Source organism: Afipia felis ATCC 53690 (assembly GCF_000314735.2).
GTDB classification, from domain to species: domain Bacteria; phylum Pseudomonadota; class Alphaproteobacteria; order Rhizobiales; family Xanthobacteraceae; genus Afipia; species Afipia felis.
In genome coordinates this window covers 2,415,435-2,433,510 of the sequence record NZ_KB375270.1, presented here as the reverse complement: position 1 = coordinate 2,433,510, position 18,076 = coordinate 2,415,435, and the positions used below count along the sequence as shown (strand labels likewise).

Here is an 18,076-nt window from a genome sequence, read left to right as displayed (position 1 = left end):
AACATCAAAATTGTTCCGCCGAGCGAACCTGTGCATCCGGGCGGAATGGCGGCAAGTCAAAGATCAAGGCACAGATAGGGTGCCGCAGCCGCCGAGGGGAGGTCTGGTTACGGTAGTTTGGCGTAACCTTCGCTCAGACCTTTGAGACTGAGCGGGAAGCCGATGCCTTCCTCGGGCGTCTCGAAAATGATGAATGTCGCGGTTTTCGCGGTCTTGAGCTGGTCAAGCAGCTTGTCGTCCATCACGATTTCGGCGACGCATCCGTTCGGCAGACAGCGCACGAAACCGGCGCGGCCGACGTCCTTGTCGTCGAGCTTCAATCCGAGACCGGAGGGGAGGAGCACGCCGAGAGGTGCGACCACGCGCATCAATTTGTTTTTCTGATCGGCTGTTTTGAGAATGATGACCGTCAGCCCGGCATTGGCGCGATCCTCCGCCACCACGCTCTGGATCAGCGCGCATTGTTCGGTCTGGGCGCCCGCCGGAGTGTCGCAGCGGATCTGCCAGTCGCCGCTGACCGATTTGACCGCGCCTTGCGCGTAAACCGGTGTCGTACTGGCGAAACCGAGGGCGCAGACCGCCAGGATCAGGGCGGCGAGGGTGCCCCGCAGGCGGGCGGCAGGAATGCCGGGCTTGTCGACAAATTTCATTCCGGGCGCTTTCTCAGTCGGTTTCGAGCCATTCGTCCGTTTCAGGGTCATTGACAGGGCAATGACGGCGCCTTCAGGGCGACAAACGACGCCGCAAGGCCAAAAGCGGCCGAATCGGGCCGCCGCCGCACTGCCCGGTCTGCCTACAACGGACGATCATGCGCCTGCAACGGACAATCCGCCAGCGGGGCCAGTCCGACCCCCGGAAAGGCTGGGTTTTTCCTCGATTCCGGCGATCAATTTCCGCAACGCTGGCTCGCGAATGAGGTACATTGCGGTAGGCATCAAATTATGGTTTGAGAAGCGGGAATTCGACGCGTTCTAATTGCGGTCTGACAGCCCTAAAAAGAATGGCGACGGGGATGAAGTGAGGTTTGCCGAGCGGCAGGCCTCAGGAGCTATGGATATAGGAGCGTGAGCGGCATGAAGTTGTCGAGGGGCTGGATGAGCCGCGGATTGAAGGGGATTGGCGTCGTCGCCGCGACCTTTGTCATGAGCGGCGTGGCGATGGCAGCCGAAGTCATGGGGCAACCTCAGGAATGGGAGATGCATCTCCAGAGGGCTGCGACGCCGGTGATGGAGAACATCATCTGGTTCCACGATTTCCTGCTCTGGCTGATCTCCGCCATTGTCCTCTTCGTTCTCGTCCTTCTCCTCATCGTCATCTTCAAGTTCAACGCCAAGGCCAACCCGGTCGCGTCCAAGACCACGCATCACACGCTGATCGAAGTTGTCTGGACCATCGTTCCGGTGCTGATCCTTGTCGGCATCTCGGTGCCGTCGTTCCGCCTTCTGTTCACCGAGCTGGACATTCCGAAGTCCGATCTCACGATCAAGGCCACCGGCAAGCAGTGGTACTGGACCTACTCTTATCCCGATAACGGCAAGTTCGAGTTCGACTCGCTGATGGCGACTGACAAGCAGCCGCGCCTTCTGGCGGTGGATAACGAGGTGGTGGTGCCGGTGAACAAGGTGGTTCGCGTCCAGGTGATCGGCGCCGACGTCATCCACTCCTTCGCGGTTCCCGCCTTTGGCATCAAGATCGACGCCGTTCCGGGCCGTCTCAACGAAACCTGGTTCAAGGCCGAACACACCGGCATGTTTTACGGCCAGTGCTCCGAGCTTTGCGGCAAGGATCACGCCTATATGCCGATTGCTATCCGCGTCGTGACCGACGAGGAATTCCAGAAGTGGGTTGCCGAAGCACAGAAGAAGTTCGCTTCCGCCCGCAACAGCACTTTCGCCTCAATCGAGGCTGCCGCGCACTGACGCGGCGTCACACTTGAGAAGGCAACCGCAAGGTTACGAACTGCAAAGTTCAAAGGATTAGAAAATGGCTTCCTCCGCTGCAACTCCCGCCCACACCGATCACGCCCATGACGACCATGCGCACGATCATCCTACCGGGTGGCGGCGGTATCTCTATTCCACGAACCATAAGGACATCGGCACGATGTACCTTATCTTCGCGGTGATCGCCGGTCTGATCGGCGGCGCGATGTCGATCGCGATCCGCGTCGAGCTGATGTATCCAGGCGTGCAGCTGTTCGCTGAAAACCACACCTACAATGTGTTCGTGACGTCTCACGGCCTCATCATGATCTTCTTCATGGTGATGCCGGCGATGATCGGCGGCTTCGGCAACTGGATGGTACCGCTCATGATCGGTGCGCCGGACATGGCGTTCCCGCGCATGAACAACATCTCGTTCTGGCTGCTGCCGGCTTCCTTTGCGCTGCTCATCATCTCCACCTTCGTCGAAGGAGAACCGGGTTCGCTCGGCGCCGGCACGGGCTGGACGATGTACGCGCCGCTGTCGACGTCCGGCCATCCGGGGCCGTCGGTCGACTTCGTGATCCTGTCGATGCATCTCGCCGGTGCGTCCTCGATCCTCGGTGCGATCAACTTCATCACCACGATCTTCAACATGCGTGCGCCGGGCATGACCATGCACAAGATGCCGCTGTTCGTATGGTCGGTGCTGGTGACCGTGTTCCTGCTGCTGCTGTCGTTGCCGGTTCTCGCCGGTGCGATCACCATGCTGCTGACCGACCGTAACTTCGGCACCTCGTTCTTCGCGGCCGATGGCGGTGGCGACCCGATCCTGTACCAGCATCTGTTCTGGTTCTTCGGCCACCCCGAAGTGTACATCCTGATTCTGCCGGGCTTCGGCATGATCTCGCAGATCGTTTCGACCTTTTCGCGCAAGCCGGTGTTCGGTTATCTCGGCATGGCCTATGCGATGGTCGCGATCGGCGGCATCGGCTTCGTCGTGTGGGCCCACCACATGTACACCGTAGGCATGTCGAGCGCGACGCAGGCTTACTTCGTCGCGGCGACCATGGTCATCGCGGTGCCGACCGGCGTGAAGATCTTTTCGTGGATCGCCACGATGTGGGGCGGCTCGATCGAGTTCAAGGCGCCGATGGTTTGGGCGATTGGCTTTATCTTCCTGTTCACGGTCGGTGGCGTCACCGGCGTCGTGCTGGCGAACGCGGGCGTCGACCGCGTGCTGCAGGATACCTACTACGTCGTCGCGCACTTCCACTACGTGCTGTCGCTCGGCGCGGTGTTCGCGATCTTCGCCGGTTGGTACTACTGGTTCCCGAAGATGTTCGGCTACATGTACAATGAGACCATCGCCAAGCTGCACTTCTGGGTGATGTTCATCGGCGTCAACCTCGTGTTCTTCCCGCAGCACTTCCTGGGTCTGTCGGGCATGCCGCGCCGCTACATCGACTATCCTGACGCTTTCGCCGGCTGGAATTTGGTCTCGTCGATCGGCTCCTATATTGCGGGCTTCGGCGTTCTGATCTTCCTTTACGGCGTGATCGAAGCCTTCGCCCGCAAGATTCCGGCAGGCAACAATCCGTGGGGGCCGGGCGCTACGACGCTGGAGTGGACGCTGTCGTCGCCGCCTCCGTTCCATCAGTTCGAGGTGCTGCCTCGAATTCAGTAATCCGCGCCGCCGTGCCGCAAGGCACGGCGCGCCAGTAACTTGTCCGCCATAGCTTCGCCGTCATGGCGTGGCCGTGGCGGACAGGGGCTATCCAAGGAGTCGTTCGGACTTGTCCGTCATCGAGCAACATTCGGTCGAATATTCCCCTCTCATCATTTCCGAGGCGGGCGTTTCTGACTACATCGCGCTGCTGAAGCCGCGGGTGATGTCGCTTGTGGTGTTCACCGCGCTCGTTGGGCTCGTGATCGCGCCGGGCCATTTGCATCCGGTTCTCGCCATCACCTCGATCCTTTGCATCGCCGTCGGCGGCGGAGCCTCCGGCGCGCTGAACATGTGGTACGAGCGCGATGTCGACGCGCTGATGACGCGCACCGCCAATCGCCCGATTCCGCGTGGCCGGATTTCTTCCTCAGAAGCCGCCGCCTTTGGTATCACGCTTGCGATCTTCTCGGTTGCGACGCTCGGCATTCTGGTGAACTGGCTGGCCGGTGCGCTGCTCGCCTTCACGATCTTCTTCTACGTGGTCGTCTACACGATGTGGCTGAAGCGCTGGACCGCGCAGAACATCGTGATCGGCGGCGCGGCAGGCGCGTTGCCGCCGGTGGTGGCTTGGGCGGCCGCGACCGGATCGCTCGCGCCGCAGCCGATCATCCTGTTCCTCATCATCTTCCTGTGGACGCCGCCGCACTTCTGGGCGCTGGCGCTGTTCCGCTCCGACGATTACGCGCGCGCCAACATCCCGATGCTGCCGGTGGTGGCCGGACCCGATGCGACGCGGCTGCAGATTTTGCTCTACACCATCGTGCTGGTCGCGGTTGCGATCTCGCCCTGGCCGCTCGGCTATTTCGGCGTGGCCTATGGCGTTACCTCGGTCGTGCTCGGCGCGGGCATGCTGTGGCTTGCGATCAACGTCTATCGTCGCCGCACCGGCACGGAAGCAAACCGTGCTGCGCGTGCGCTATTCAAGTTTTCGCTGCTGTATCTGTTTCTGCTGTTCGCGGTGCTGCCCCTCGAGGTTGCAGCGAACGCGCTGATGGCAATGGTCTGGTAGGGCATGGATGGACAACGAGCCTCGCCAGGAAGAAGGGATCGTGCTGACGGATGCGCAGAAGCGCAGACGGCGGGAGCGGTCGATCGCGATCGCGTTGGCGCTCGGAATTCTGGTGGTGCTGTTCTTCGCCGTGACCTTGGTCAAGGGACCGGCCGTTCTGATTCGGCCGATGTGACATGAGCAACGAAACCCCAACCACACCGCCCCGTAAGCCGCGCATGTCGCGTGACGTTTTCGTCGCGACGATCTGCGGGTTCGTGGTCGCGCTGATGGTCGGTGCGTCTTACGCGGCGGTGCCGTTTTACAACTGGTTCTGCCGCGCCACGGGCTTCGGTGGCACCACCCAGGTGGCGGCTTCGGCGCCGACTCATATCACCAATCGGTCCGTCACTGTCCGCTTCGACTCGAACATCCAGGGCGGGCTGCCGTGGAAGTTCGTTCCCGAGCAGAACGAAGTTCGGGTCAAGATCGGCGAAGTCGCGACGGTCTATTATTCGGTCACCAACCAGTCCACGCGCACCACCACGGGGCAGGCGAGCTACAACGTGACGCCGCTGACCACCGGGGCGTATTTCACCAAGATCAACTGCTTCTGCTTCACCGAGCAGACCTTCGCACCGCACGAAAAGCGCGACATGGCGGTGGTGTTCTATGTCGATCCGTCGATGCTGCAGGATTCCGATCAGGACGGCACCAACACCATCACGCTGTCCTACACCTTTTATCCGGTGAAGAACCCCGAGCCGAAGCCGGTAGCGGCATCGGAGCCGGACAAGCGCAAAAGTAACCTATAAACTAGAGTGAATTGATACGAGCGCCGGGCAACCGGCACCGCAAACGGAGAACGAAATGGCTGGCGGGCACGTCAAACATCACGATTACCACCTTGTCGATCCGAGCCCCTGGCCGTTCGTCGGTTCATTTTCGGCCTTCGTCATGGCGGTCGGCGCGATCTCGTGGATGCATCACATGTATGCCGCCGCTCCGATCGTGTTCGGTATCGGCACCATCGGCGTGCTCTACACCATGGCGAGCTGGTGGGGCGACGTTATCCGCGAGGCGCAGTACAAGGGCGACCACACCCGCGTGGTACAGCTCCATCACCGCTACGGCATGATCCTGTTCATCGCCTCCGAGGTGATGTTCTTCGTTGCGTGGTTCTGGGCCTATTTCAATGCCGCGCTGTTTCCGGGCGATGCTGCACAGTTCACCCGCGATGCGCTGTTCGGTGGCGTCTGGCCACCGAAGGGGATCGAGACCTTCGATCCGTGGCACCTGCCGCTCCTCAACACGCTGATCCTGCTGACCTCGGGCACCACCGTGACCTGGGCGCACCACGCGCTCCTCGAAGGCGACCGCAAGGGCCTGAAGTGGGGTCTCATCCTGACCGTTCTGCTCGGTGCGTGTTTCACCTTCGTGCAGGGCTTCGAATACAGCCACGCGGAGTTCTCCTTCGCCGGCCATATCTATGGCTCGACCTTCTTCATGGCGACCGGTTTCCACGGCTTCCACGTTCTGGTCGGCACGATCTTCCTGATCGTCTGTCTGGTACGCGCCTATATGGGCCACTTCACGCCAAAGCAGCATCTCGGTTTCGAGTTCGCTGCCTGGTATTGGCACTTCGTCGACGTGGTGTGGCTGTTCCTGTTCATCTGCATCTATGTCTGGGGACATGGTGCGGAGACCATGGCCCACGCGGCCCACTGATCGGCATCACTTGCAGAGAAAAGCGGCCCCTCCGGGCCGCTTTTTTTATGAAGCCGTCGGCGTTCGCCAGAGCCGGACCACCGCTTCACAGCCTTTCGTCGAGACTTTGCCGCACCTTTTTGTCATAAAGCACCCATGACCGAATTGCCGCCTTCATCACCTGCCACCGGGGCGATTTCGCCTTTCGCCGCCGGGTTGCGCTGCCGCTGCCCGCGTTGCGGCAAGGGGAAACTGTTCGCCGGATTTTTGTCGCTGCGGCCTACCTGCGAGAATTGCGGCCTTGATTATAGTTTCATCGATAGCGGCGATGGGCCGGCCGTGTTCATCATTCTGATTGCAGGATTTCTCGTGGTCGGCGCGGCGCTGATCGTGGAGGTGAAGTATCAGCCGCCGTTCTGGGTTCATGCCGCTCTGTGGCTGCCGCTGATCCTGCTGGTGACGCTGGCGCCGCTCCGGCCGATGAAGGCGCTCATGATTGCTCTGCAATATCACCATAAGGCCGCCGAAGGGCAGCTCGTGAAGCGGGATCAGGCATGAGCATGGCGGCGCGTGGACGCGGCGTCATTGGTATGACCGTGTTCGCGCTGGCGATGACGGCGCTTCTCACGGGTCTCGGGTTCTGGCAGCTCGAGCGCCGCGACGAGAAACACGCTTTGATCGCCGCCCTCAACGAGCGGCTGGCAGCAGAGCCAGTGCTTTTGCCGCCGTCTGCTGAGTGGTCGAAACTGGATGCCACCCACGATGAATTCCGCCGCGTGCGCTTCACCGCGACCTTCGAGAACAAGCCCGACGCGATGATCTACACCTCGAGCTCGGCGGTGCGCAGTGACGTCACAACGCCGGGCGCCTGGGCCTTCCTGCCTGCACGGACGGAGAACGGCGAACAGGTGGTGGTGAATGCCGGCTATGTGCCGAACGATATGCAGCGCCGGGCTGAAGAAGACCGCGCTGTCGCGCCGCTGCTGACCGGCAAGCCGGAGACGCTGACCGGCTATCTGCGCTTTCCGGAGCAGGCGGGGCTTTTCACCGCCCACGAAAACGAGCCCAAGCGGCTCTGGTTCGTGCGCGACGTCCCTCGCATCGCCGCGGCGCTGAACTGGGGCAAGGTCGCACCGTTCTACATCGACCTCGAAACGCCGGTGCCCGCGCAAGGCGTGCCGAAGCCGGGCGCGCTGGTGCCGAAGTTGCGGGATAACCATCTACAATACGCGATCACTTGGTTCGGCCTCGCGCTCGCCGTGTTCGGCACGTTCGGCTTCTGGCTGTTCGGCAAACAGCGGACCTGAGGCGATCATTTCGCTTCCTTGTCGGGAGGAAAGCCAGCCGGTAAGGTGCGGAATTCCACCCGATGTGGATAAAATTAACAATCTTGTCAAAGGCTTGCGGAACCCCGCTCCTTTGGAGGCACCGTTGACGACTTATCTTTCGACCCGGGGCGAGGCCCCCAAGCTCGGCTTTTGCGATGTGATGCTGACCGGGCTTGCCCGTGACGGCGGCCTCTACGTGCCGGAGGTCTGGCCGACGCTGTCGCGCGACGCCATCGCCGGTTTTGCCGGTCGTCCCTATTGGGAGGTCGCGACCGAGGTGATCCGCCCCTTCGTCGCGGGTGAAATCTCCGATGCCGATCTCGGCCGGATGACCAATGAGGCTTACGCGACCTTCCGCCATCCGGCAGTGGTGCCTCTCGACCAGAGCGGGACCAACCAGTTTACGCTTGAACTGTTTCACGGCCCGACGCTCGCGTTCAAGGACGTGGCGATGCAGTTGCTGTCGCGGCTGATGGACCATGTGCTCGCCAAGCGCGGCGCGCGCACCACCATCGTGGTTGCGACTTCGGGCGACACCGGCGGCGCGGCCGTCGAAGCGTTCAAGAATCGCGAGAACGTCGATCTGTTCGTGCTGTTTCCGGACGGTCGCGTCTCCGAAGTGCAGCGGCGGATGATGACGACGACCGGCGCGGCGAATGTCCACGCGCTCGCGGTGGAAGGCACGTTCGACGATTGCCAGGCGATCGTGAAGGCGCTGTTCAACCACCATGCATTCCGCGACCGCGTGTCGCTGTCGGGTGTCAACTCGATCAACTGGGCGCGCATCGTCGCGCAGACGGTCTATTACTTCACCTCGGCGGTTGCGCTCGGCGCACCCGCGCGCGTGATCGACTTTACGGTGCCGACCGGAAATTTCGGCGACATCTTCGCGGGCTATGTCGCCAAGCGCATGGGCCTGCCGGTCGGCAAGCTGCGGGTCGCGACCAACATCAATGATATCCTCGCGCGCACGCTGCAGAACGGACTCTATGAGGTGCGCGAAGTCCACGCCACGCAATCGCCATCGATGGACATTCAGGTATCGTCCAATTTCGAGCGACTGATGTTCGAGGCGAGCGGGCGCGACGCAGCATTGGTGCGCGGCCTGATGGCCTCGCTCGCGCAGTCCGGCCGCTTCTCTTTGCCGGGCAATGTGCTTAACGCGATCCGCAACGATTTCGAGGCAGGGCGCGCCGACGAGACCGAAGTCGCAGCGACGATCCGCGCTGCATTCCGCGAGGCGGGCGACCTCGTGGATCCACACACGGCAGTGGCGCTGGCGGTGGCCGAGCGCGACGGTGCCGATTCCAGAAATCCGAACGTGGTGCTCTCCACCGCGCATCCGGCGAAATTCCCCGATGCGGTCGAGGAAGCCTGCGGCATGCGCCCCGGCCTGCCGGTGTGGCTCGAAGGACTGATGAGCCGCAAGGAGCACATCACCGTGATGAAGAACGATCCGGCGGCGGTCGAGGCCTTCGTGCTGTCGGCGAGCCGGGTCGCCAAGCAAGAGGTTCATTGATGGCCGTCGAAATCACCAAACTTCCCTCCGGGCTCACCGTCGTCACCGATGCGATGCCGCATTTGGAAACGGCAGCGCTCGGTGTGTGGACCGGGGTCGGTGGCCGCGACGAGAAAATCGACGAGCACGGCATTTCGCATCTGCTCGAACATATGGCGTTCAAGGGCACCGCGAGCCGCACCTCGCGCGAGATCGTCGAGCAGATCGAAGCGGTCGGCGGCGATCTCAATGCCGCGACGAGTTCGGAAAGCACGGCCTATTACGCGCGCGTGCTGAAGGCAGACGTGCCGCTCGCGATCGACGTGCTGTCCGACATCCTGGCCAATCCCTCCTTCGACAGCGAGGAGCTGGAGCGCGAGAAAAGCGTCATCGTGCAGGAGATCGGCGCGGCGATGGATACGCCGGACGATGCCGTGTTCGAATATCTCGGGGAGCTGGCCTATCCCGACCAGCCGATGGGGCGCTCGCTGCTCGGCACGCCGGAGACGCTTGCGACCTTCACCCGCGACAAGCTGCGCGGTTATCTCACCACGCATTATCGCGGCCCCGACATGGTGGTGGCTGCTTCGGGCGCGGTCGATCATCGCCGGATCGTCGCCGATGTCGAACAGCGGTTCGCAGGTTTCGGTGCCGAGGCCGGTCCGAAATCCGTGCCGGCGTCGTTCGGTAAGGGCGGCTCGCGCGTAGTGCGCCGGGATCTAGAACAGGCGCATCTGACGCTGGCGCTCGAAGGTATCCCGCAATCCGATCCCTCGCTGTTCAGCCTGCAGGTGTTCACCAACATTCTCGGCGGAGGTATGTCGTCGCGGCTGTTTCAGGAAGTGCGCGAGAAGCGCGGGCTTTGCTATTCGATCTACACATTCCACCAGCCTTACTCCGACACGGGCTTCTTCAGTCTCTACACGGGCACCGATCCGACCGACGCGCCGGAGATGATGGAAGTCATCGTCGACGAGATGAACGCGGCGGTCGAGACGCTGACGGAAGCTGAAATTGCCCGCGCCAAGGCGCAGATGAAGGCGGGGCTGTTGATGGCGCTGGAAAGCTGCAGCGCGCGCGCCGAGCAGTTGGCCCGTCATGTGCTCGCCTATGACCGTCCGCTGGGCGTCGATGAAATGATCGCGCGGATCGACAATGTCAGTGTGGAATCCGCCCGCGATGCGGCGCGGGCATTGCTGGCTCGCAGCCGTCCGGCGGTGGTGGCGCTCGGCAGCGGCCGGGGACTGGACAAGGCGGTTGCGTTTGCGGAAGGATTGTCGGGACCGAAGGCGAGGGCGCTTCTGCATTGATGCGCTCTCTACGTCGCGAGACGCTTTGATCGAATGCTTCGCTCGAGCGGGCTGCGTGTCCGCCTCGATGCAATGAAAAGAGAGTGGCCATGGCGTTATTCCGGTTGCCTCTTACCTTGCCCGCGGTGCTGATGCCACGCGCGCGTGGGCTCTGGCTGCGTCCGCCGACGATGTCGGATTACGAACAATGGTCGGAGCTTCGGCAGACAAGCCGGGCCTATCTCACGCCGTGGGAGCCAATCTGGCCCACCGATGATCTCACCCGTGCGGGATTTCGCCGCCGGTTGCGGCGCTATACCGAAGACATCACCGAAGACCGCTCCTATCCTTTCATCATCATCCGTGAGAGCGACCAGAGGCTTCTCGGCGCGGTGACGCTGGCCAATGTCCGGCGCGGCATCGTGCAGAGCGGCACCGTCGGCTACTGGATCGGCGAGCCCTATGCCGGGCAGGGCTACATGACGGCGGCGTTGCGGGTGCTGCTGCCGACGCTGTTCGGCGAACTTCATCTGCATCGCGTTGAGGCCGCCTGCATCCCGGGCAATCTGGCGTCGGCGCGGGTGCTGGAGAAATGCGGCTTCATCCGCGAGGGTGTGGCGCGGCGTTATCTGTGCATCAACGGCTCCTGGCAGGACCATTATCTGTACGGGCTGCTGGAGGACGATTTCGTCGGCTGATGGGCAGGCGGATGCCGGGCGGCCAAGGCGCGGCTCAGGCTCGCACTATGCCTTATGCCTTGGGTTCGCCGCGATCGGCCTGTTATAAGCGACCGAATTCAGGACTTCGGGGGATATCGAACGGCAATGACGCAGCAGTTTCCTCATGGCGGGCGCGTTCGCAATCGTGCACCTTTGCTCGTAGCGGCTTTGCTGAGCGTGACGCTCGCGGGTTGTGGCGGCGGCAGTATGTTTGGCGGCTCAAGTGCCAGCGCCGATTCGGCGCCCGCCAGCAGTCCGTCGATCGGCAGCCGGTTCAGCCAGATTTTCGGCTCCAAGTCGCAGGCGGTGGGTGAGGCGCCGCCGCCGCCCGAAAACAACGAGCCGACCTGTCCGCCGGTGAACGTCCGCTTCGGCGCATCGACCCTGGCGGTAGGACTTCCAGGCAAGCCTGCGAGCGGCATGGACCTGCGCTATCAGGCCTCGATCCTGCGCACCGCACGTGACTGCACCCTGAGCGGCGGGCAGATCCACGCCCGCGTCGGCATCCAGGGACGCATCATCACCGGTGCGGCAGGCGCGCCGCCGACGGTCGACATTCCGATGCGCGTCGCGGTGATGCAGGAAGGCGTGACGACCAAGGTGATCTTCACCAAGGCGTTCCAGACCTCGGTCGCATTGTCCGGCGACGCGGGTTACACCGATTTCAGCACCGTGGTCGAAGACATCATCTATCCGGTGCCGCCGGGAGACACCGGCGATAACTACATCTTCTACATCGGCTTCGATCCGGCCGGGCAAAAGCCCGCCGCGCGCGCACGTGGCCGCAAGCATTAAGCGAGCTGACAGGGTTAGAGTCGTCGCATGCGCTCCTCGCAATGACGCAAGTTCACAAAACAAAAAAAGGCCGGTCTTTCGACCGGCCTTTTTTATCTCTGATGTGGGGAACGCTCAGTTCAGCTTGGAGCCGAGGTCCTTGATGCTCTTCTCGATCAGGCCGTTGGCCACATCGCCCTTGACCGTCTGCGACAACACGCTGGCTGCGGCTGCAGCGGCGGCCTCGGCAGCGGCGGCGCGGACGTCGGCGACTGCCTGCGTCTCGGCCTGAGCGATCTTGTTTTCGGCCGACTTGGTGCGGCGTGCGACGAAATCTTCCATCTTGGCCTTGGCTTCGACGGCGATCCGTTCGGCATCCGCCTTGGCGGCGGCGACGATCTCCTGCGCCTCACGCTCGGCGCTCTGACGACGGGCGCGATATTCGGCGACGAGGCTCTGTGCTTCCTCTTTGAGGCGGCGGGCGTCGTCGAGCTCCTTGCGGATGCGGGCGCTGCGGTTGTCCAGCGCCGCACCGATCACGCGGTGGACGCCGAAATAACCGAAAATCGCCAGCATCAGGACGAAGGCAACTGCAACCCAGAATTCTGCTTCATGCAGCATCGCTTCAACCCTTCAGCGAAGCATCGACCGCGCGGTCGATGGTCTGGTTGTCCGGAGTGACGCCCGAAAGACGTTGAACAATCGCCGCCGTAGCGTCGGTGGCGATCGTCTTGACGCTGCCCATCGCCTTCTCGCGCATCGCGGTGATGGTCTTTTCAGCCTCGGCCAGTTTGGCGGAGAGGCTGATCTCGAGTGCCTTGCGCTCCGCCTCGGACTGCGCGGCAAGCGTGTCGCGGGTTTCCGAACCGATCGCCTGCGCCCGGGAACGGGCCTCGGCAAGCTCGGCCTCGTAAGCCTTCAGCGCGGCGTCGGATTCGTCGCGAAACGCCTGGGCTTCGGACAGATCCTTTTCGATCGTGCCTTCGCGGGCCTTGATCACCCCGCCGACGCGCGGCAGGGCAAATCGCGAGACGATGACGTAAAGCAACGCAAACGCGACCGCGAACGACACCAACTGCGAAGCAAAGGTGTCTTTGTTGAACGGCGGAAACTCCGGCTTGCCGTGGTTCATCGGAACCTCGGTATGCGCGGTCGTCCCCGTTGCATGGCTCTCGGCCATAGATGTCTCCTCAAGGAATCGACGCGGGCCCTACGATAAAGCCCGCGTTAATGCCGGTGCGAAAGATCAGACAGCGAACAGCAGGAGCAGCGCGACGAGCAGCGAGAAGATGCCCAGCGCTTCGGTCACGGCGAAGCCGAAAATCAGGTTCGCGAACTGACCCTGCGAGGCCGACGGGTTGCGCAGCGCGCCGTTCAGGAACTGGCTGAAGATCATGCCCACGCCGACGCCGGCGCCGCCCATGCCGATGGTGGCGAGACCTGCGCCGATGTACTTTGCTGCGATTGGATCCATGGTGAAACTCCTTTTTGGATGCTGGTGTTAGGTAGAACTCGATCCGGTCAGTGACCGGGGTGAAGTGCGTCGTTGAGATAGATGCAGGTGAGGATGGCGAACACGTAGGCCTGCAGGAACGCCACCAGAAGCTCGAGCGCGCTGAGCGCGGTGGTCATCGCGAGCGGCAGCGTCGCGCCGAGAATGCCGGTGGCGCCGAGCGCGCCGAGACCGGCGACGAAGCCCGCGAACACCTTCAGTGTGATGTGTCCGGCCAGCATGTTGGCGAACAGACGAACCGAGTGCGACACTGGGCGCGACAGGAACGAGATCACTTCGATCGCGGTAATCAGCGGCAGGATGTAGATCGGCACGCCGCTCGGCACGAACAGCTTGAAGAATTTGAAGCCGTTCTTGTAGAGGCCGTAGAGCAGAACGGTGAGGAACACGATCAGCGCCAGAGCGACGGTCACGATCAGGTGGCTGGTGACGCTGAAGGTGAAGGGGATTACGCCGATTACGTTTGCCGCCAGCACGAACATGAAGATCGAGAACACCAGCGGGAAGAACTTCATGCCTTCTTCGCCGAGGCTTTCCCTCATCATGTTACTGACAAATTCATAGGACAGTTCCGCTACCGACTGGAAGCGGGTCGGCACCAGGCGGCGGCCGGCGCTGCCGCCGAGCATCAAGAGCGCGATCACGCCGACGGCGATGAACATGTAAAGGGACGAATTCGTGAAGGCGATCTCCTGGCCGCCGATGTGGCCCAGCGAGAAGATCTTGTGAATCTCGAATTGTTCAACCGGATCGGCCATTCCGAAGCGTCTTTCTCAAATGCCGGCACGGCCGGCGCTGTCTCAATCGATCAGGCGATGCCGCGCATCATTGGCGGTCCGCCGGCTTGTTCGCCACGCCCGCCGCCCGCATCACGTTGATCACGCCGGCCGCGAAGCCGAGCAGGAAGAACACGATCAGTCCCCAGGGGGACGTGGACAGCAGACGGTCGAAACCCCAGCCGATGGCCGCTCCGACAAGAACGCCTGCAATCAATTCGGATGAGAGGCGGAAACCGCGTGCCATCGCGGATGCGTTGGCCGAGGCGTTTCCATCCCTGCCGTCCGACTGACCTGTCTGGAGATTTCGGTCTTTCCTGGTTTCGGAAAGCCGGTCTTCCAGATGGTGAAGCCTTGCGGAGAGCGCGGCTTCATCGGCAGATGGTTTGTCTTTTTCGTCCATCGTCTTCGCGCCCGTTGCGACGTGCCTGCTTGCGCTGACACCCTGTCCTGTACGCCGCGAGATCTCGGAAAAAGCGTCCCAAACACCCCTGAAACCGCGCGGACCATACTGTTGGCCTTCTGGCAAGTCAAGATTGGGCGACGGTTGCATATGTCGAATAACGCATTGAAAAACATATGGAAAATAGAGCCGTCCAAACGTCGCGGTTGCTGTGACATGCAAGTATCGTGGATGACCTTGCGCAGGCGTGTCCGCTCTGTTGGGATACCGTCCTATTCCGTGGCGGTGTCGGTATGGCCAGGTCCGTTGAGTACTACTTTTCGTTTCAGTCGCCCTGGGCCTATATCGGCCACAAGGCATTTTTCGATCTTGTCGCCGCCCACGGCCTAAACGTTGATTACAAACCAGTTTTTCTCGGCGAGCTGTTCTCCGAGACTGGCGGCCTGCCGCTCGCCAAGCGTCATCCGCTGCGGCAACGCTATCGTATGGTCGAGTTGCAGCGCTGGCGTGAGAAGCGGGGGCTGAATTTCGATCTGCAGCCGAAATACTGGCCTTTCAACGCACGGCTGGCCGACGGCGCGGCGATCGTGATCGCCGCATCGGGCGCAAATCCGGAGCCGTTCATGCGGCGCGTATTTGAAGGCATCTGGGTGCATGAACTCAATCTCGCGGATCCAGACACGGTCGTGGCGTTGGCGGATCAATCCGGCCTGCCGGGTACGGCGCTGATCGAGCAATCAAAGTCGGCGGAGGTCGAAGCCTCCTATGAGCAGAATCGTCAGGATGCCATCGCGCACGGCGTGTTCGGTTCGCCCGCCTATGTGCTCGATGGCGAAGTCTTCTGGGGACAGGACCGCATCGATCTGCTTGCTGATGCGTTGACGTCGGGCCGCGCGCCGTATCGCGCGGAAGTGTGAGGCGACGTGCGGGACGCGAAACGTATGAGGACTGAGGGGATCATCTGCGCCGGATCTGCGGCCGTTGCTTTGCTTGCAGCCGTGAATGTCGCGCACGCTCAAAATCCGCCTGCCGATGAAAACGGCCGCTACACGCTGTCCGCGATCGATAATGGTTATCTGCGCCTCGACACCCGCACCGGCGCGGTGTCGATCTGTACCCGCAAGGGCGGCTGGACGTGCCGTGTCGTGCCCGACGAGCGCGCCGCGCTCGATCAGGAGATCGGACACCTGCAAGAGCAGGTCGATGCGCTCAAGGCGCAGCTCGCGCGCCGCGATGACACGGTAAAGGGCAAGATCGATGAGCCGCTCGCCAAAAGCGATTCATTGAACAAGAGCGGTTCACTGAAAAAGGATGCTCCGGAAAATCCTGCGGCAAACAGCGAGGCGAGTAAAAAATCCGCAGACGCCGGGACAAACAAGGATGCCGCCGTCGAGTCGCGCGGGTCTTCGCAGAGCAGGCTCACGGTAGCCTTCGACCGTGTCTGGCAGCATCTCGTTGGCATCGCCGCCCGCGTCCAGAAAAAGATTTCGGAAAATATCTGAGCGACGAACGGTGCGCCGTGCACCTCAGTCTGGTTGCATAAAAGAAACGGCCGCGGATTGCTCCGCGGCCGCCTTGCCGACGCGTCTAGTCGCGGCGGGTTACTTCGTGATGTCGGCGTCCTTGGTTTCAGGCAACGCGATCACGCCAACGACGACGGTGATCGCCGCGAAGATGATCGGGTACCACAGGCCGGCATAGATATCGCCGGTCGAGGCCACGATGGCGAATGCAGTTGCCGGCAGGAGGCCGCCGAACCAGCCGTTGCCGATGTGATAGGGCAGCGACATCGACGTGTAGCGGATGCGGGTCGGGAACAGTTCGACCAGCATCGCCGCGATCGGGCCGTAAACCATCGTCACGAGCAGCACGAGCAGGAACAGCAGGCCGATGACGGCTGCAACCTGCGGACGGAAGATGTCGAACGGGTTCGACATCTTCACGATGCCCGCGTCGGTGGCCTTCGGATAACCCGCTGCCAGCAGGGCCGCGGTGATCGCCGGGTTGGAGTCCTTCGCACTGGTGTAAGGAACGTCCTTGCCATTGATCGACACTGCGACAGGCGAACCGGCCGGCGCGGTGACGGTCGAGTACTTCACCGACGACTGTGCGAGGAAAGCGCGGGCCGTGTCGCAGGGTGCGGTAAAGACGCGGGTACCGACCGGGTTGAACAGATCGCCGCAGGCCTTCGGATCGGCCTTGACCGTGACGGTCACGTTTTCGATCGCCTTTTCCAGCGCCGGGTTGGCGTGGGTGGTGATCATGCGGAAGACCGGGAAGTAGACCAGGGCGGCGATCAGGCAGCCTCCGAGAATGATCGGCTTGCGGCCGATCTTGTCGGACAACGCGCCGAACACGATGAAGAAGCCCGTGCCCAGCAGCAGCGACCACGCGATCAGAAGGTTCGCGGTGTAGCCGTCGACCTTGAGGATCGATTGCAGGAAGAACAGCGCGTAGAACTGGCCCGTGTACCAGACGACGCCCTGGCCCATCACGCCGCCGAGCAGCGCGATAAGGACGAGCTTGGCGTTGCTCCAGTTGCCGAACGCTTCCGTCAGCGGAGCCTTCGAGCTCTTTCCTTCTTCCTTCATGCGCTGGAAGATCGGCGATTCATTCAGCTTCAGCCGGATGACGACGGATACGCCCAGTAGCACGACCGAAACAAGGAAAGGAATGCGCCAGCCCCAGGCAGCGAAGTCTGCTTCGCCGACGATGGTGCGGGTGAACAGGATCACCAGCAGCGACAGGAACAGGCCCATCGTCGCCGTGGTCTGGATGAACGAGGTGTAGTAGCCACGCTTGCCGGGAGGTGCGTGTTCGGCAACGTAGGTGGCCGCGCCGCCATATTCGCCGCCGAGCGCCAGACCCTGCAACAGACGCAGACCGATGAGGATGATCGGGGCCGCGATGCCGATCGTCGCGGCGTTGGGCAGCAGTCCGACGATGAAAGTCGAAAGACCCATGATCAGGATGGTGACGAGGAAGGTGTATTTGCGGCCGACGAGGTCGCCAATACGGCCGAACACGAGCGCGCCGAACGGGCGCACGAGGAAGCCCGCGGCGAAGGCGAGCAGCGCGAAGATGTCACGCGTCGCGGGCGGATAGGCGCTGAAGAATTGTGCGCCGATGATCGCAGCGAGCGAGCCGTAAAGATAGAAGTCGTACCATTCGAACACCGTGCCGAGCGAAGACGCGAAGATCACGAAGCGTTCGTCTTTGGTCATTCTTCCGCTGCGCGGTGAGGCGGCGGTGAGTGTAGTCATCTAATCCTCCCAATGTCTCATTTAGCAAATAGTCTTATGCGCGGACCGTTCTTCTGCCGGTTCACATCGCAATGAGTTCTCACCTGGCCATCGGAAATATATCGTACCAGTGAGTTCACTCTAATCGGCGCGAAAATATATCGTGCTATAGACTTTAGACTTTGGCG

At 62.0% G+C, this 18,076-nt stretch carries 21 protein-coding genes; 14 read left to right on the top strand and 7 right to left on the bottom strand.

All coding sequences use genetic code 11. The annotated features are described in order from the left end of the window. Positions 1-107: 107 nt before the first annotated feature. On the bottom strand, positions 108-650 hold the full coding sequence (locus HMPREF9697_RS11505) for an invasion associated locus B family protein (protein WP_002717391.1): 543 nt from the start codon (positions 648-650) through the stop codon (positions 108-110). 423 nt (positions 651-1,073) lie between these two features. On the opposite strand from HMPREF9697_RS11505, the gene coxB reads away from it, so the two are divergent. From coxB to HMPREF9697_RS11445, 12 genes are all read left to right on the top strand, one after another. Continuing rightward, positions 1,074-1,919: a cytochrome c oxidase subunit II gene (gene coxB / locus HMPREF9697_RS11500; RefSeq protein WP_002717390.1), complete on the top strand. Its 846-nt coding sequence runs from the start codon at positions 1,074-1,076 to the stop codon at positions 1,917-1,919. Between the two features lie 64 nt (positions 1,920-1,983). Beyond that, on the top strand, positions 1,984-3,609 hold the full coding sequence (gene ctaD, locus HMPREF9697_RS11495; RefSeq protein WP_002717389.1) for a cytochrome c oxidase subunit I: 1,626 nt from the start codon (positions 1,984-1,986) through the stop codon (positions 3,607-3,609). A gap of 109 nt (positions 3,610-3,718) precedes the next feature. Then, a complete protein-coding gene (locus HMPREF9697_RS11490) occupies positions 3,719-4,660 on the top strand; it encodes a heme o synthase (protein ID WP_002717388.1) in 942 nt (313 codons plus the stop codon). A 7-nt stretch (positions 4,661-4,667) separates the two neighbouring features. Then, on the top strand, positions 4,668-4,835 hold the full coding sequence (locus tag HMPREF9697_RS11485; protein WP_002717387.1) for a hypothetical protein: 168 nt from the start codon (positions 4,668-4,670) through the stop codon (positions 4,833-4,835). A 1-nt stretch (position 4,836) separates the two neighbouring features. Next, positions 4,837-5,454 carry a cytochrome c oxidase assembly protein gene (locus HMPREF9697_RS11480; protein WP_002717386.1) on the top strand — a complete coding sequence of 206 codons (618 nt, stop codon included), beginning with the start codon at positions 4,837-4,839 and terminating at the stop codon, positions 5,452-5,454. A gap of 55 nt (positions 5,455-5,509) precedes the next feature. Next, positions 5,510-6,367 carry a cytochrome c oxidase subunit 3 gene (locus tag HMPREF9697_RS11475; RefSeq protein WP_002717385.1) on the top strand — a complete coding sequence of 286 codons (858 nt, stop codon included), beginning with the start codon at positions 5,510-5,512 and terminating at the stop codon, positions 6,365-6,367. Between the two features lie 135 nt (positions 6,368-6,502). Further along, positions 6,503-6,904, top strand: a complete 402-nt coding sequence (locus tag HMPREF9697_RS11470; protein WP_002717384.1) for a DUF983 domain-containing protein — start codon at positions 6,503-6,505, stop codon at positions 6,902-6,904. Further along, a complete protein-coding gene (locus tag HMPREF9697_RS11465) occupies positions 6,901-7,653 on the top strand; it encodes an SURF1 family protein (RefSeq protein ID WP_002717383.1) in 753 nt (250 codons plus the stop codon). Before HMPREF9697_RS11470 ends, HMPREF9697_RS11465 begins: the two co-directional genes overlap by 4 nt. A 124-nt stretch (positions 7,654-7,777) precedes the next feature. Continuing rightward, positions 7,778-9,193, top strand: coding sequence for a threonine synthase (gene thrC / locus HMPREF9697_RS11460; RefSeq protein WP_002717382.1), 1,416 nt, complete (start codon positions 7,778-7,780; stop codon positions 9,191-9,193). Next, positions 9,193-10,482, top strand: a complete 1,290-nt coding sequence (locus HMPREF9697_RS11455) for a M16 family metallopeptidase (protein WP_002717381.1) — start codon at positions 9,193-9,195, stop codon at positions 10,480-10,482. Before thrC ends, HMPREF9697_RS11455 begins: the two co-directional genes overlap by 1 nt. Positions 10,483-10,571: 89 nt before the next feature. Further along, entirely contained in the window at positions 10,572-11,159 is a 588-nt protein-coding gene (locus HMPREF9697_RS11450; RefSeq protein ID WP_002717380.1) for a GNAT family N-acetyltransferase, read from the top strand. A gap of 126 nt (positions 11,160-11,285) precedes the next feature. Then, positions 11,286-11,975, top strand: a complete 690-nt coding sequence (locus HMPREF9697_RS11445; protein ID WP_002717379.1) for a hypothetical protein — start codon at positions 11,286-11,288, stop codon at positions 11,973-11,975. A 114-nt stretch (positions 11,976-12,089) separates the two neighbouring features. Here the strand turns inward: HMPREF9697_RS11445 and HMPREF9697_RS11440 are convergent, their stop codons facing one another. The 5 genes from HMPREF9697_RS11440 to HMPREF9697_RS11420 form a co-directional block, all read right to left on the bottom strand. Then, complete coding sequence (locus HMPREF9697_RS11440; protein WP_002717378.1) at positions 12,090-12,575, bottom strand: F0F1 ATP synthase subunit B family protein; 486 nt, start codon at positions 12,573-12,575, stop codon at positions 12,090-12,092. Positions 12,576-12,579: 4 nt separating this feature from the next. Beyond that, the gene (locus HMPREF9697_RS11435) at positions 12,580-13,134 is read right to left on the bottom strand and encodes a F0F1 ATP synthase subunit B family protein (RefSeq protein ID WP_002717377.1); all 555 of its coding nucleotides are present in this window, start codon (positions 13,132-13,134) and stop codon (positions 12,580-12,582) included. Positions 13,135-13,200: 66 nt separating this feature from the next. Continuing rightward, a complete protein-coding gene (locus HMPREF9697_RS11430; protein WP_002717376.1) occupies positions 13,201-13,428 on the bottom strand; it encodes a F0F1 ATP synthase subunit C in 228 nt (75 codons plus the stop codon). A gap of 47 nt (positions 13,429-13,475) precedes the next feature. Continuing rightward, a complete protein-coding gene (locus HMPREF9697_RS11425) occupies positions 13,476-14,225 on the bottom strand; it encodes a F0F1 ATP synthase subunit A (RefSeq protein WP_002717375.1) in 750 nt (249 codons plus the stop codon). Positions 14,226-14,292: 67 nt separating this feature from the next. Further along, positions 14,293-14,646, bottom strand: a complete 354-nt coding sequence (locus HMPREF9697_RS11420) for an AtpZ/AtpI family protein (protein ID WP_002717374.1) — start codon at positions 14,644-14,646, stop codon at positions 14,293-14,295. Positions 14,647-14,939: 293 nt separating this feature from the next. On the opposite strand from HMPREF9697_RS11420, the gene HMPREF9697_RS11415 reads away from it, so the two are divergent. Beyond that, complete coding sequence (locus HMPREF9697_RS11415) at positions 14,940-15,563, top strand: 2-hydroxychromene-2-carboxylate isomerase (RefSeq protein ID WP_002717373.1); 624 nt, start codon at positions 14,940-14,942, stop codon at positions 15,561-15,563. Positions 15,564-15,587: 24 nt separating this feature from the next. Beyond that, the gene (locus tag HMPREF9697_RS11410; RefSeq protein WP_002717372.1) at positions 15,588-16,148 is read left to right on the top strand and encodes a hypothetical protein; all 561 of its coding nucleotides are present in this window, start codon (positions 15,588-15,590) and stop codon (positions 16,146-16,148) included. Between the two features lie 99 nt (positions 16,149-16,247). Here the strand turns inward: HMPREF9697_RS11410 and HMPREF9697_RS11405 are convergent, their stop codons facing one another. Then, complete coding sequence (locus HMPREF9697_RS11405; protein WP_002717371.1) at positions 16,248-17,909, bottom strand: MFS transporter; 1,662 nt, start codon at positions 17,907-17,909, stop codon at positions 16,248-16,250. Positions 17,910-18,076: the final 167 nt, after the last annotated feature.

What these genes read in the sequence shown, in the direction of transcription:
- HMPREF9697_RS11435 (WP_002717377.1), bottom strand. Translation starts at nt 13,134, where the DNA reads ATGGCCGAGAGCCATGCAACGGGGACGACCGCGCATACCGAGGTTCCG.
- HMPREF9697_RS11440 (WP_002717378.1), bottom strand. Translation starts at nt 12,575, where the DNA reads ATGCTGCATGAAGCAGAATTCTGGGTTGCAGTTGCCTTCGTCCTGATG.
- HMPREF9697_RS11485 (WP_002717387.1), top strand. Translation starts at nt 4,668, where the DNA reads ATGGACAACGAGCCTCGCCAGGAAGAAGGGATCGTGCTGACGGATGCG.
- HMPREF9697_RS11480 (WP_002717386.1), top strand. Translation starts at nt 4,837, where the DNA reads ATGAGCAACGAAACCCCAACCACACCGCCCCGTAAGCCGCGCATGTCG.
- HMPREF9697_RS11420 (WP_002717374.1), bottom strand. Translation starts at nt 14,646, where the DNA reads ATGGACGAAAAAGACAAACCATCTGCCGATGAAGCCGCGCTCTCCGCA.
- HMPREF9697_RS11415 (WP_002717373.1), top strand. Translation starts at nt 14,940, where the DNA reads ATGGCCAGGTCCGTTGAGTACTACTTTTCGTTTCAGTCGCCCTGGGCC.
- HMPREF9697_RS11450 (WP_002717380.1), top strand. Translation starts at nt 10,572, where the DNA reads ATGGCGTTATTCCGGTTGCCTCTTACCTTGCCCGCGGTGCTGATGCCA.
- HMPREF9697_RS11505 (WP_002717391.1), bottom strand. Translation starts at nt 650, where the DNA reads ATGAAATTTGTCGACAAGCCCGGCATTCCTGCCGCCCGCCTGCGGGGC.
- HMPREF9697_RS11445 (WP_002717379.1), top strand. Translation starts at nt 11,286, where the DNA reads ATGACGCAGCAGTTTCCTCATGGCGGGCGCGTTCGCAATCGTGCACCT.
- HMPREF9697_RS11405 (WP_002717371.1), bottom strand. Translation starts at nt 17,909, where the DNA reads ATGACTACACTCACCGCCGCCTCACCGCGCAGCGGAAGAATGACCAAA.
- HMPREF9697_RS11475 (WP_002717385.1), top strand. Translation starts at nt 5,510, where the DNA reads ATGGCTGGCGGGCACGTCAAACATCACGATTACCACCTTGTCGATCCG.
- coxB (WP_002717390.1), top strand. Translation starts at nt 1,074, where the DNA reads ATGAAGTTGTCGAGGGGCTGGATGAGCCGCGGATTGAAGGGGATTGGC.
- HMPREF9697_RS11430 (WP_002717376.1), bottom strand. Translation starts at nt 13,428, where the DNA reads ATGGATCCAATCGCAGCAAAGTACATCGGCGCAGGTCTCGCCACCATC.
- HMPREF9697_RS11470 (WP_002717384.1), top strand. Translation starts at nt 6,503, where the DNA reads ATGACCGAATTGCCGCCTTCATCACCTGCCACCGGGGCGATTTCGCCT.
- HMPREF9697_RS11425 (WP_002717375.1), bottom strand. Translation starts at nt 14,225, where the DNA reads ATGGCCGATCCGGTTGAACAATTCGAGATTCACAAGATCTTCTCGCTG.
- HMPREF9697_RS11465 (WP_002717383.1), top strand. Translation starts at nt 6,901, where the DNA reads ATGAGCATGGCGGCGCGTGGACGCGGCGTCATTGGTATGACCGTGTTC.
- ctaD (WP_002717389.1), top strand. Translation starts at nt 1,984, where the DNA reads ATGGCTTCCTCCGCTGCAACTCCCGCCCACACCGATCACGCCCATGAC.
- HMPREF9697_RS11455 (WP_002717381.1), top strand. Translation starts at nt 9,193, where the DNA reads ATGGCCGTCGAAATCACCAAACTTCCCTCCGGGCTCACCGTCGTCACC.
- HMPREF9697_RS11410 (WP_002717372.1), top strand. Translation starts at nt 15,588, where the DNA reads ATGAGGACTGAGGGGATCATCTGCGCCGGATCTGCGGCCGTTGCTTTG.